The sequence below is a fragment of the Streptococcus sp. ELY_90 genome (genome assembly GCF_058314475.1).
The window spans coordinates 124,127-137,877 of record NZ_JBZFUJ010000006.1; the positions used below are offsets into that span (position 1 = coordinate 124,127).

The following is a 13,751-nucleotide window of genomic DNA, read 5'->3' on the forward strand; positions in this document are numbered from 1 at the left end:
GTTTTAGTTCAAAGACTGGTTCTGCTCTTTTAGTCCTTTCGAGCCAGAGCCAGTTTTTGTTAAAATAGAAATTAAATGTTAAAATGGAAAAGGAACTACTTCTTTTAAAAGGAGATAAAAGAAAATGAAAAGATTTTTAAAGTGCTTATTGGCTGTTATTGCTGTTCTCGGTCTGGTCATAGCGTTCAGCAAGGGGACAAGGGCAGAGGCTAAAACAGTGGATATCACTGTAACCAACTCAAGCCTGTCTCAAGAGAGTATCACAGGTTCCAACACGACAACGATGTCTCTGGACTTCGCCGTTCCAAATGAAGCAGCTGCAGGGGATACAACAACCATTTCGCTGCCCAATGAACTGGCTTTCACCAGAAACCAAAGTTTCAACGTTGCAGCTGCAGATGGAACAACTGTTGCGACAGCTGTCATTGACGCTGCGTCCAAGACCTTGACTATGACCTACAGTGACTATGTCAACACACATGATAATGTGACAGGCACCTTAAACTTTCAAGTAAAAGCTGACACGACTGTTGTTAAGGGAGATACAAACATCCCTGCAAAAGTTCAGGTTGGGGGCGCTGAGATTACAGTCGGCAGCGGCAATATCGGCTACGGTGTCGGTACCGGCGATGCAGACCTTGATTTCTATAAGTACGGTCAAATTGATTACGACAAAAATGAAATCATCTATGTGATCAACGTCAACACCAGCAATTCTTCTGCGTCAAATGTTGTCATCACAGATGAGATGAAGTCAGAAGGTTTGTCTTATATTGATGGCAGCTTTGCTATTCAGACGGGAAATTGGTATAAAAATAACAATAATCAATGGGCTTTAAGCGGTAGGACAGATGTTACTGGAAACTATTCTGCTAATGTGTCCGGCAATTCTTTCACTGTCAATCTGGGAAATATCACTCAGGGCTTTACCATTTCCTATAAAGTTAAAATCGACCGCCCGCTTGTTAATGGTGAAAAAATCCTCAACACAGCGACAGCGACGTCAACTGAAAACGGCAGCATCAGTTCAGATAATGGGGTTATTTACCAAACAGCCAGCGGAACAGCCAGCGGCTACAACTACAGCCTGACAATTGCCAAGAAAGACAAAGACGGCAATGTTTTGGCAGGTGCAGAATTTACCGTTACCCGCAAATCAACCGGAGAAGTCGTCGGCACTGTTACAACAGATGCTACCGGCTCAGCTACCATCAGCGGATTGCTGAGTGATGAGTATATCATCACGGAAACAAAGGCACCGGACGGTTACAAGCTGGCAGATCCGGTCACTGCTAAGGCGGACAATTCGACTGTAGAGATTGTCGATGAGAAAGACTCTCCGGCAACAACCACAACCGAAGAGACGACTTCTACGACTGAAGCGCCATCAACAACTGAAGCAACCACTGAAGGGGTAAGCACGACCGAAAGTGAAACAACGGAAGTGTCTGATGCTACTGCCGAAGGTACAACAACAGCCAAGGATCAGACCACGACTCAGGCAGCGGCTGCAACAACTTCAAGTCAGTCATCTGCTGGGAAGAAAACTGTTAAACACGGCCTTCCAAGTACCGGTTCAGAAAATAATGTTGCTTTAATAATTCTGGGACTTGCCTTTGTTTCAGGAGCAGGAGTGCTCTACTGCCGCAAACCGCGCTAATATAGGCTAAACAACTCTCAAGGAAGACCGTAAAAGGTCTTCTTTTTATTATTTGTTTTTAATCGAAAATTTAGTGTTGACAAAAAAATGAAAACCGTCTATAATGTGCTTGTAACAATTTTGTTGCAGAAAGGACTAAAAAAATGAAAAGAAAAGGTTTATTAAAACTATTAAAGTTTTTTGGAACCGTTGCCATCATTTTGCCGATGTTTTTCATAGCTTTAACGAAAGCTCAGGCAAGTGATGTCAGCAGTAACATTTCATCGCTGACGGTATCGCCGACTCAAATCAATGACGGCGGCAAAACAACTGTTCGCTTTGAGTTTGATGAGCATGCTCAAAACATTAAAGCAGGCGATACCATTACTGTTAACTGGGAAAATTCTGGAACAGTCAGAGGATCAGGTTACAGTAAAACCATTAAGCTGGAAGTTCAGGGCAAGTATGTCGGTGATTTGGTAGTAACGCAAGACAAAGCAGTCGTTACTTTCAATGACGGTATTACTGGTTTGCAAAACATCACCGGCTGGGGTGAATTTGAAATCGAAGGCCGGGATTTTACGGACACTACCGAAGGACATACCGGCAGCTTTAGAGTTACCAGCGGCGGCAAGACAGCTGAAGTCACTGTCGTTAAATCTGCTGCAGGGACTACCGGCGTTTTCTACTACAAGACTGGGGATATGCAGACAGACGACACCGATCATGTGCGCTGGTTCTTGAATATCAACAATGAAAAAGCTTATGTAGATGAAGAAGTTCGTGTTGAAGACAACATTCAGTCTGGTCAAACCTTGGATTTAGACAGCTTTGAGATTACTGTAACTGATTATACTAATAATCCTAAATCTTATCGCGGTCAAAGTGGTATTAACCAGCTTGCCAATGATTACGGAGCAATTATTTCAGCGGATCCGGCCAGCGGCCATATCAGTGTTTATATTCCAAAAGATGCTGCTCAATTGACTAGCTATAGTATTATGTACTTGACTAAGGTTGACAATCCTGATCAAAAGACATTTGAAAACAACAGTACAGCTTGGTACAAAGAAAATAATAAAGAAGCTGTTCATGGTAAAGAATTTAATCATTCTGTAGCTAATGTTAATGCTGCCGGCGGTGTGGACGGAAGAACAACAACTACTACAGAAAAGCCAACCACAACAACGGAAAAACCGACAACGACGACGGAAAAACCAACTACAACAACAGAAGAGCCAACTACAGAAGCTCCAACAACAACAGAAGAGCCGACGACTACAACAGAAGAGCCAACTACTACAGAAGCTCCAACGACAACGGAAGAGCCGACGACTACAACTGAGGAGCCTACTACCACAGAAGCTCCAACAACGACGGAAGAACCGACGACTACAACTGAGGAGCCAACTACTACAGAAGCTCCAACCACGACGGAAGCACCGACTACAACTGAGGAGCCAACAACAACAGAAGCACCGACGACAACAGAGGCTCCAACAACAACGGAGGCTCCAACAACAACGGAAGCTCCAACCACGACAGAAGTACCGACCACAGAAGGTCCTACAACTGAAGGGGAAACAACTACAGAAGCTCCAACCACAGAAGCTCCAACAACGACGGAAGCACCGACAACAGAAGAGCCAACTACAGAGGCTCCAACGACAACGGAAGCACCGACAACAGAAGAGCCAACCACAGAAGCACCAACGACAACGGAAGAACCAACAACGACAGAGGTTCCGGCGACTACAGAAGTATCTTCAGAAACAACAAAAGCTGAAGAAACAACTACTAAAGCTAAAGAACCAGAAAAAACAACGACATCAGCTCCAGCAGGTACACCTTCAAATAAACCTGGTAAGCCATCAGGCAAACAAAGTGCTGGTGCCAAGGGACTTCCAAGCACAGGCGAAGAAAGCGGCACAGTTTTGTCACTTCTGGGTCTTGCAGCTGTCTCAGCGACTGGTCTATTCTATTACCGTAAACATCATAACTGATATTGATTGAAAATAGGATGAAAGAGGCAGGGACAACAGTCTTTGCCTCTTTGTGTTAGTAAAAAATAGTTTAGAATAGGATCTTGATTACTCCAAATAAGACTTTTCGGTCAGAAAACGGAAGCTTTCGCGGTAGATGATTTGAACGATGGGCTAAAAAGTCTCGAAAAGTCTTTTGAATTATGATAGAATACAATTGGTATAATGCTGTTTTTTGTTCAAAATAGTAATTAACTAGGAAGGGTTTGTATGAAATTATCAATCGTCGTTGCTTTTTACAATGAAGAAAAAATGATTGAAAAAACGCATAGCGAGATTTCCAAGCAGCTTCAGGAAATGCTGGGAAAAGCTGTTGATGACTATGAATTGGTGTATGTCAACGATGGCAGCAAAGATAGGACTTTAACGCTTATGAGGCAGATTGCTGGCGGAGATCAGCGAGTCAGATTTATCAGTTTCAGCCGGAATTTCGGGCGCGAAGGCGCTATTTTGTCCGGCTTAAGATATGCGAGCGGCGATGCTGTCATGCTGATGGACGGTGATTTGCAGCATCCGCCTGCGCTCATTCCGGATTTTGTGGACGCCTTTAAAGAGGGCTACGATGTAGTCAGCGGTCAAAGAGACCGCCAGGGAGAATCAAGACAAAGTACTTTTTTTGCCAGACTGTTTTACCGCTTCTCCAACCATCTGATGGACGTACAGCTGACAGACGGTATTTCAGAATTCAAACTTTTCAGCCGGAAGGCTGTCAATACGATTTTGTCCCTGCCGGAATACAATCGCTTTTCAAAGGGGATTTTTTCCTGGATCGGCTTTAAGGAAAAGATCATTCCTTACAAAAATCATATTCGCGAAGCCGGCGAGAGCAAGTTTGGTTTCAGACGGTCTCTGAATTATGCTTTTCAAGGGATTATTTCCTTTAATGACAAACCCTTGCGTATCTGTATTCAGTTCGGCTTTGCCTGCATCGGTTTTGCCTTGCTGTATCTGTTAGCCATGTTTATTGCTTATTTTGTGAAGCCTGAGATTTTGGTCAGCGGTTACTTTACGACCTTAGCAGCTATTATCTTGTTCAGCGGTGTCCAGCTGATTTCGATAGGCATTTTGGGCGAATACATCGGCAAGATTTACTATGAAGTGAAACGGCGTCCGCATTATATTGTGGATGAGACTAATATTGAGAAAGCAAAAGAGGATTTAGTCGGATGAGTCACGCAACACGTAAAGAAAAAAAGCAAAGACTGCCTTTCAAAGAAAATAAAAAGGCTCAGGTGCTCCTTTTAAGTGCGCTTCTTCCCATGCTGATTATGCTTGTGGTCTGGATTTTCATGGGTGTTTTTCCCTTTGGCAGAAATACCTTGATGGCTGTTGACTTTGGCCAGCAGTATATCGGCTTGTATGGTTTCTTAAAGCACACCGTTTTGACTGGAGATTGGTCAGGACTTTTCTATTCCTTTTCCAAGTCCATTGGCGGAGCGATGGTTGGGGTCTGGGGCTTTAATCTCATCAGTCCTTTTAATCTCTTGTATATTTTGCTGCCTTTAACCCAATTTAAATGGGCTGTCTTTCTGACGATCTGGCTGCGCTACGGAGCGATGGGATTGAGCTTTGCCTATCTTTTGGTCAAACGCTACAAAGCTATGGATTATAATCTGTGGCTGCCGCCTCTTATGGCAACGGCTTATGCCCTGTCGGGCATGATTGTTTCGTATCAGATGAATCCAATCTTTTACGATGCCATGATTATGCTGCCCTTGCTGATTATCTGCTTGGAAGAAGTGATTGATGGCGCTAAGCCTTTCAAATACATCTTTCTTTTGGCTTTAACCATGCTGCTGCATTTTTATATGGGCTACATGATTTGTCTTTTTATTGCCTTGTATACCTGCTATTATGCAGCGCCTCGCCTGGCGGAAAAAGGCGACTGGAAGGTGAGACTGACAGCCTTCTTTTGGCCTGTCTGGCGTGTTGTCTATGCATCTGTTCTGGGAATAGCATCGGTCTTCTTTTTGCTTTATCCCATCTTTTTGAACCTTTTGCGCAGTAAAGGGGCTTATGAAAGTCCAATGACTTTCAACTTTGCCCTGCAGATCAATCCGCTGGATATTTTATCCAAATTGATGATTGGCGGTTTTGACAATGAAACATCCTGGTCGGCGGGCCCTAATCTGCCCAATATTTATGTGGGTGCTTTGGCTTTGGTTGGCTTCTTTCTCTACTTTGCGCAGGCCAAGGCGCATCAGTTTCGCAAGATTGCTGCCGGCCTTATCAGTGTGATTTTCTTTGTCTCGATTGTCAATGAATTTGCCAGCAAGATCTGGCACATGGGGCAAAATCCGGCCGGTTTCTTCTATCGTTTCTCATGGATTGTTTCTTTCTTTATGGTGCTTTTGGCTTATCAGGCCTTAAAAGAAGAGAAGCGTTTGGGCTGGAAAGGACTGGCGGCAGGAACAGCTATGAGTTTTGCTTCAGCTTACTATGTTATCCATCACAGTTATACTTATATCGCCAAAAGCCAGCCCAAGGCGGTTACAAGTTTTGTCGGTCATCACAGTTTTTTAACTGGAATTTTGCTTGTGGCTGTCTTTGGAAGTTTGGCTGTTCTTGCTTGGAAACGTCTCAGCCGCTATAAAGAAAGCAGGCTGTTAGCTCTTGCAGCCTGTCTCTTTGCTGTGATTGTGTCCTTTTACCTGCTGAGCAAGGGATTCTTATTAACTCAGGTTTCTTTGACACTTCTCAGCTGGCTTTTAATTCTGATGTATTTTGCTCTGCGTCCGAGAAGCAAGCTGGTTTGGGCCTTTTTAGCGCTCATCACTGCGCTTGAATTGGGCTACAATGCTTACCTGTCACAGGTTACCATGGCCTATGCAGATGCTTATAAGTTTACAGATGTCACGAAGAACATGAAAGAGCTGGCTGATGTCATTAAAAAGAAAAATAAAGCTGGTTTTTATCGGGTAGGTTCAAGTTTTCTTTACTCAAAAAATGATCCTTTCCTTGCTTCTTATCCGGGTCTGAGCAGCTTTAGTTCCAACATGGAAAAATCAACCATCAATCTTTTTAATTCGATGGGAGATGTCGGAGGCAATGCGGCGACTTTTTATGCCAATGGTACGGCTTTGACCGATGCTCTTTATGGTGTTCGCTACTATATTGACCGCAAGGAATATACGGTGACAGATATGAAGCAGCATCCCAACTGGCAGTTCTTCAACCGCAATTCTACCCGTTCAGACCTCAGCGCTTATTACAAGCCTATCTATGAAAACAAGCGTTTCACCATTTATGAAAATCCTGATGTTTTTTCAGCGGCCTTTGGGACCAATACGCTGACGCGAAATATTAAGTTTGGCCTTAACAACCCTGTTTCTAATCAAAATATCATTCTCTCATCAATGTCGGGTGTTGAAAAGAAATATTTTGAATACGTCGGTATTCCTAAAATAGAGCTCTTTAATATGCAGGAAGTCAATGAAAACGGTCAGCGGCTTTTCAAACGTATTGATAAAAAGCAGCCCGGCACGGTTAGAATCATCTTTACGCCGCAGACGGACTATACCTATTACTTCCAAGCCCCTTACAGCCTGCGTAAGTCCATGGGAAATATTTCCATCATGCTCAATAACCAGTGGTATCACTATTCGCAAAGTTATGACCAAGTTCAGCTCTGGAACCTGACAGACAAAACACCGGGCAAGGAAATGGTCCTGCAGCTGCAGACCTCGCAGGATGACCAGCTGGATTTGACCAATATGGCGCTCGTCCGCGCCGATCAAAAGTCTATCAAGAAGGTTCTCAATGACCGCCTGAAGCAAAATATGACGGTAACTAAGTGGACAAATACCTTGGTTAAAGGGCATGTCACTATTACTGATAAGAGCAATGTCATGATGACAAGCATCCCCTACAATCCGGGCTGGACAGTCAAGGTAGATGGTAAAAAAGTGAAGACCAGCGAGGCTTGGGAAAGTCTCTTGTCCTTCCCGATTACAAGCGGCAAGCATCAGATTGAAATGTCCTTCCTGCCGCAGGGACTGCTGACAGGGATTACTGTTTCTGTGCTCTCTCTTGCCCTTATTGGTTTTTTAAAGTGGTATGATGGCAGAATGGGAAACGATGAGTTATTTTAAGACGTATGTATCTGGTTAGGAAAAAACGATGCTGATTAAAAAGATTTTGGTAACAGGGGGAGCCGGCTTTATCGGTTCTCACACCTGTGTTGAATTGCTTAATCAAGGTTATGACCTTGTTGTTGTTGATAATTTGCTTCATTCAAATCCAAAAAGCCTGAAGGTTATTGAGGACATTACCGGCAAAACTCTCAGCTTTTATCAGACAGATATCAGAGCTAAGGAGCAGCTGGCTGCCATTTTTGAAGCCGAAAAAATTGATGCTGTCATTCATTTTGCCGGACTCAAGGTCGTCAATGAATCAAGCAGCCTGCCTCTGGACTACTATGACAATAATGTCTCGGGGACGGTGACGCTCTTGCAGGTAATGAAGAGTTTTGACTGCAAAAATTTGATTTTTTCATCGTCTGCCAGTGTTTACGGCAATGATGCTCCGGTACCAGTGCCTGAGGACTCGCCGCGTTCAAGTCTGACGCCTTACGGCCGGACAAAGCTGATGATTGAAGATGTGCTGACAGACTTGGCTGCATCAGATGATAATTGGAATATTGTCATTCTGCGCTATTTCAATCCTGTCGGTGCTCACCCTTCGGGTGATTTGGGAGAAGATCCCAAGGGCAGACCAAACAATCTTATGCCTTATGTGACTCAGGTTGCACTGGGAAAATTAGAAAAGGTTCAGGTCTTTGGCGATCAATATGATACCAAGGACGGAACGGGTGTCCGTGATTATATTCATGTTGTTGATCTGGCCCGCGGCCATGTCGCAGCTATTCAGAAACTAAAAGCTCAGTCGGGCCTTTCTGTCTACAATCTGGGAACCGGCAAAGGCTCTTCTGTTTTGGAAGTCATTCATGAAATGGAGCAGGCGGTCGGTCACTCTATAGCCTATGAAATTACTGACAGACGTCCCGGAGATATTGCGGTTTCTTACGCTGATGCCAGCAAGGCTAAAAAGGAGCTCGGCTGGCAGGCAGAATACGACCTTAAACGCATGTGCGAAGATGCTTGGCGCTGGCAGACGAAGCACCCTAACGGTTTTGAAGAATAAGCGCTTGAAGTTTGTTAGCTCTTTAGCAGTATGCTGTTTAAACCTATTTAAGTCAGAAGGCGTGGGGCAAAACCCATGCCCTTCTTTTTAAAGCTAGCCAGGTTTTAAAAGCAGCGTTAACAACGATTCTGAATTATGATACAATGAGAACAATGAGTGAAAAATAAAAAATGGAGATACGATGGTAGCAGGAAAAGAAAAAGATCAGAAAACAGTTAAGGGGGCTGAAACCTCTCAGGAATCCCCGCAGCAGCTATCAGAAACATTCAGCCGCTCCCGGCGCAATATGTCCGAGCAGCAAAAAGAGCTTAACCGACATGATGCAGCAAAAGATAAGGCGGCACAGCCCCCTCTTAAAGACGGGCTGAGTTTTTTAGCAGCTTTTAGTCTGCCGATTGTGGTGATGACGGCTGTTTTTGCTGTGATGAAGCTGTATCCTTTTGGCTCAAAGACAATCATGAGCGGCGACTATACTCTGCAGTACATTCCGCTTTACCGCGCCTTGGGACATGCTTTTAAGCACCTTGATATTGGAGCTCTTTTTTGGTCTTGGCATAAGGGGATGGGCGGTGTGATGCCGCCTGTCTGGGGCTTTAACAGCCTCAGTCCCTTTAGTTTAGCGGTAGGTTTAAGCCCGGCAAAATCCCTTAATTTATCTGTTTTTCTGGTGACCTTGCTGCGCCAGGGCTTTGCAGGTCTTAGTTTCTATTATTTCCTTCACAAGCGCTATGAAGCCAGCCGCAACAGGCTGCTTTCGGTCTGTGCAGCGGCGGTTTACGGCTTGAGCGGTTTTTTGGTTGTGCATCAGGTTAATCCTAACTTTTTGGACAACCTCATCTTACTGCCGCTGTTAATCATTGGTGTGGAAAAGATTCTGGATGGCAAGGTCAGCCTCAAGTATTCTTTGCTTCTGGCTGCGATGTTTGTGGTTCAGTTCTACACAGCTTATATGGCAGCGCTCTTTGTCGTGTTTTACAGTTTTTATTATCTCTTGGCTAAGAAAGCTGCCTTTATTTTCAAGATCAAACAGCTCTTTCGGCTTTTCCTCTACTCTCTTTTGGGAGTTGCTTTGAGTGCTGTCTGGCTGCTGCCGGTCTTTTACGGGCTGCTCGATACCAAAGCAGCAGGAAGCCAGCAATATCCTTGGGTCTTTACTTTTCTTTACAATCCGCTCAAACTTTTAATCAAGTTTGTTCCGGGCGCTGCCAGCGGAGAAGAGTGGGGGGATTTCAATACCCTGCCGAATTTCTATGTCGGTGTGCTTGGCTTTATCGGTCTCTTTAATTTCTTTTGGACAAAGACGATTGACCTGCGAAAGAAAATCAGCAGTTTTGTCTTGCTGGCATTTTTACTTATCGCTTTTTCCAACGCTGCGGCTATTCGGTTTTGGCACATGGGGCAGATGCCGGTCGGCTTTTATTATCGCAATGCCTGGCTGCTCAGCTTTGTATTCCTGATTTTTACCTACCAGGCTTTTCAAAGGGTGCGTTCTTGGAGCCGCCTGCAGCTGTCACTTACTCTTGTTTTAGTTGTTTTAGCTAACGTCTATGTTTATTTTGCCGTGCAGGAAAAATCTTACCCTCTGGTCACTGTTTGGCAGCAGATTGCCATGCTGGTACTTGCGGTTTTGATTGTGCTGCTCTTTTCATGGCGGTCTGTTAAGAGCTGGCAGCTGTGTCTGCTGCTGCTTTTAAGCATGGTTGATATGGGCATCAATGCTAAATTTACGATAGAAAGAAACCTGTGGCACACCCCCAGATCGGTTTTGGAAGCCGAAAGCAAGCAGGAAGCCTTTTATCACAAGCTAAAACTGCCCAAATCAACTTTGGCACGTATGGAAAAAAGCAGCGCCAATACCTGGAATGATTCGCTGACCTATGATTATTACGGCATCAATCATTTTACCTCCAGTGTCGAATACAAAAATTTACAGTTTTTAGGAAATTTAGGGCTTCCTTCCTCAACCGCTATTTCTATGTATGCGGGCGGCACACCGCTGACAGATGCACTGTTTAATCTGCGTTATTTTGTAGGCAACGGCATCTGGAGCTATTCGGCAAGAAAAGATTTGAGCAAGTACTATCAGCCCATTCAAACGCTAAAAAATGCCAGACTGTTGGAAAATAAAACCGTGTTTGGTTTAGGATTTTCAGGCGATGCGGCCATGCTGAAAACCAAATTAGATGACAAAGACGCTGCTGCTAATCAAAACAAGATTTACCACGGTCTTTCGGACAATGTGGAAAACCTTTTAGAACCACAGAAGATGGAGATGACACTTGACAATGTCACTTTAATCAATGGTGAAAACGGCCAGCAAATCTACAGACGGACCGCGTCTGAGCGTCCCGGGCTAATCCGCTTCAAGTGGACTCCGGCAGATAACAATGGCTATTATCTGGATTCTGCAAGGATCAAGTCAGACAACCTGTCTCATATCAAATTGTTTGTGAACGGCCAGCCTTACACCGTCTTTGACCGGTATCGCAATCCTCAGCTGTGGAATTTAGCTGCCGACAGCAAAGGGCAGGAGCAGACTTTTGAAATCCAGCTGACGGATAACAATCCGCTTGATATTGCTGATTTGCAGCTTTATCGTTTTAATGATGACAGTTTTCAAACCTTTGTCAAACAAAAGAAAATCGCTAAGTGGAACCCGAAGAAGGTAAGGTCAAGATCGCTTTCCGGGAGAATCACACAGCCTGAGGGCAAAGATTATTTACTGACATCCATTCCTTATAATTCCGGCTGGCGCGTGAAAGTTGACGGCAAACGCGTCAAAAGTAAGGAAGTTTGGAACGCTATGCTGGCCTTTAAAGTACCTGCCGGCAAGCACCGCATTGACCTCTATTATGTTCCGCAAGGAATCATTTTAGGCGGACTTGTGACCCTGTTCTCAGCTGTTGTATCCATCAGCATCCTGCAAAAAAGCCGCCGTCAAAAGAAACTAGCAGAAGAAGAGGACTTCGACTTCGATGAAGACGATTTTGACTGAGAAGTTCTTGAGACTTGCATTCTGAAACAATAAAAAAGCATATCGCCCAATCAGTCTTACTAGCTGTTCAGTGTGATATGCTTTTTAATAGTAGTCAATTCATGCAAACTTGTCACATTAATGTGAGCAAAAGACAGGCTGGGCTAGGACTGTAGCAAAAAACTGGACCTATCTGCTCTTCGGCGAGTATTTCCTGCAGAATTTTTTATAACTCACTTTTTCTAAAAATAAAAGCGGCTGCTGCTATATTAACAGTAACTAAGGCTGCTGTCAGCAGAAGCAGCAAACAGTATCGGTGTAAAGAAAAACCGCCAAATAAAAGGTTTACTTGTTTTTGAATAAGAAGAAAGGAAACTAATAGTTCCTCTCTTTTTAATGGTGCAGCTCCTTTTTTAAATCTTGAATATCCTTGAGTAAAGACTGGAAGCGGTGATTTTCACTTATTTTGGAAAATACTGGAGCATGAAACATCTCTTCAACGCTAGACATCAACAGTCTTTTATTGGTAGGCGGAATCACGCCCATCGGCAGGGATTCAAGCCAAGGGTCAATAGCGTAAAAAAAGTCATCTCCGTGTAAGTGAAATTGAGTCAAGAGATTTTTGAGACACTGCAGCAGCTTAGATAAAAAGCAGAGAGACTTTTCTTGGTCTGTATCAACAAAATAAATAGCCAAGGTGTAATAACATTTTATCACAGAGTTAGGGTGCAGTTTTTCAAGCTCAAAAAGATTTATAAGGCTAATGAGACGGTTGATGATTTCAGTATTGTTCTCTTTGGTCTCATAACTGGTTAACGTTGATAAATACTCAATCATTAACAGAATTTGCTGATAAAGTTCGACTTGTAAGACCTCTTTAGCCTTTGTTATATTACCTTTTAAGGCATAGCTGTTGGCTAACAGCAATTCTTCACCGAGCTTATAGGGGCGGTCTTGGTAAATCTTGATAATATCATCATAATTTCCATTTTGGAACAAAATGACTACCTTTAGCATAATCGCTGACTGAATTTCAGATTCTGCTGAAGCATGGCTGATTATTCTGTTAAGAAGCTCCAAAGACAGCTCCGCAGTATGATTTTTCAAATCTTCATTGTTTAAAAAGTTGTTAATCATGAATTGCACCAGCATGAGCAGAGTCTTGTAATCATTTAAATACTGCTTTGACAGTTTATCAATGTTAGCCAAACTTTGATCAGCTGCAAATTTCTTTTGGCTATTTTTCAAGTCGTTAAAGAGATTGCTTCTTTCTTGTGCTGACAGTTTCAATTTATGACCGATTAAATCATCAACGCTGACATTAAATAAATTAGCCATTAAGATGAGATACTGAATATCAGGTGTGGCCTGATTGTTCTCCCACTTGGATATGGTTGCTTTGGTCAAATGTAAATATTCGCTCAGCTTTTCCTGTGTAAAATTTATCTTGGTTCGATTTAAATAGATATTTTTACCGATGTTCATAAGATACCCTCCTGCCTTTTATTATAGGGTAGCGCTAAGAGAAATTAAAGTTCTTATTTAGAGATATTCATTAACAAAAGTTTCTGCAAAGGAAACTTCTGACACCATTTTTATGAAGCAGAGCAAATAATATGAAAAAGTTCGCGAGAAAATCTTGCTAAAGAATATAAAATTACTGCCAGCCTAAATACAAAGACAACTAAAAAAGCCTGCTATGACAGGCTTTCAGACTGAAGACAAACTTCTTTTTGGAGGTTTGTCTTTTTTTAAAATTCTCCAGAAAGTATGTCCTGAGGTGACAATAACTAAGGCATTTACTTGAATTTGACCAAAATAAAAAGGCCTTCCTGCCATCATTTTTACTAACTTTTTGAGATTTAAACACGCTAAAATCAGCCCAACCTTATCCTCCATTTTGGACTTGCCAATCTCTCTCGTATATCTGAGATTGTGATATTCTTTAGCTGTC

Annotated in this window: 7 protein-coding genes and 1 pseudogene; 6 read left to right on the forward strand and 2 right to left on the reverse strand. The window is 43.1% G+C overall.

Annotated elements, in window-relative coordinates:
• The first annotated feature begins 124 nt into the window (after positions 1–124).
• The 6 genes from AC4HAF_RS05465 (at position 125) to pgfM2 (ending at position 11,818) form a co-directional block, all read left to right on the forward strand.
• Positions 125–1,660, forward strand: a complete 1,536-nt coding sequence (locus AC4HAF_RS05465) for an Ig-like domain-containing protein (RefSeq protein ID WP_491096973.1) — start codon at positions 125–127, stop codon at positions 1,658–1,660.
• 143 nt (positions 1,661–1,803) lie between these two features.
• On the forward strand, positions 1,804–3,642 hold the full coding sequence (locus tag AC4HAF_RS05470) for a collagen binding domain-containing protein (RefSeq protein WP_491096974.1): 1,839 nt from the start codon (positions 1,804–1,806) through the stop codon (positions 3,640–3,642).
• A 249-nt stretch (positions 3,643–3,891) separates the two neighbouring features.
• On the forward strand, positions 3,892–4,851 hold the full coding sequence (gene pgfS, locus AC4HAF_RS05475) for a glycosyltransferase PgfS (RefSeq protein WP_491096975.1): 960 nt from the start codon (positions 3,892–3,894) through the stop codon (positions 4,849–4,851).
• Positions 4,848–7,772, forward strand: a complete 2,925-nt coding sequence (gene pgfM1 / locus AC4HAF_RS05480) for a glycosyltransferase PgfM1 (protein ID WP_491096976.1) — start codon at positions 4,848–4,850, stop codon at positions 7,770–7,772. Before pgfS ends, pgfM1 begins: the two co-directional genes overlap by 4 nt.
• Before the next feature lie 34 nt (positions 7,773–7,806).
• On the forward strand, positions 7,807–8,823 hold the full coding sequence (galE, locus tag AC4HAF_RS05485) for a UDP-glucose 4-epimerase GalE (RefSeq protein ID WP_491096985.1): 1,017 nt from the start codon (positions 7,807–7,809) through the stop codon (positions 8,821–8,823).
• A 181-nt stretch (positions 8,824–9,004) separates the two neighbouring features.
• The gene (gene pgfM2 / locus AC4HAF_RS05490) at positions 9,005–11,818 is read left to right on the forward strand and encodes a glycosyltransferase PgfM2 (RefSeq protein WP_491096977.1); all 2,814 of its coding nucleotides are present in this window, start codon (positions 9,005–9,007) and stop codon (positions 11,816–11,818) included.
• 372 nt (positions 11,819–12,190) lie between these two features.
• Here pgfM2 and AC4HAF_RS05495 read toward each other — a convergent pair whose 3' ends face one another.
• Together AC4HAF_RS05495 and AC4HAF_RS05500 are read right to left on the reverse strand one after the other, a co-directional pair.
• Positions 12,191–13,282, reverse strand: coding sequence for a helix-turn-helix domain-containing protein (locus AC4HAF_RS05495; protein WP_491096978.1), 1,092 nt, complete (start codon positions 13,280–13,282; stop codon positions 12,191–12,193).
• A 225-nt stretch (positions 13,283–13,507) separates the two neighbouring features.
• A pseudogene (locus AC4HAF_RS05500) lies at positions 13,508–13,751 on the reverse strand (hypothetical protein); the annotation flags it as partial.

What these genes read in the sequence shown, in the direction of transcription:
- AC4HAF_RS05495 (WP_491096978.1), bottom strand. Translation starts at nt 13,282, where the DNA reads ATGAACATCGGTAAAAATATCTATTTAAATCGAACCAAGATAAATTTT.
- pgfM2 (WP_491096977.1), top strand. Translation starts at nt 9,005, where the DNA reads ATGGTAGCAGGAAAAGAAAAAGATCAGAAAACAGTTAAGGGGGCTGAA.
- AC4HAF_RS05470 (WP_491096974.1), top strand. Translation starts at nt 1,804, where the DNA reads ATGAAAAGAAAAGGTTTATTAAAACTATTAAAGTTTTTTGGAACCGTT.
- pgfM1 (WP_491096976.1), top strand. Translation starts at nt 4,848, where the DNA reads ATGAGTCACGCAACACGTAAAGAAAAAAAGCAAAGACTGCCTTTCAAA.
- AC4HAF_RS05465 (WP_491096973.1), top strand. Translation starts at nt 125, where the DNA reads ATGAAAAGATTTTTAAAGTGCTTATTGGCTGTTATTGCTGTTCTCGGT.
- pgfS (WP_491096975.1), top strand. Translation starts at nt 3,892, where the DNA reads ATGAAATTATCAATCGTCGTTGCTTTTTACAATGAAGAAAAAATGATT.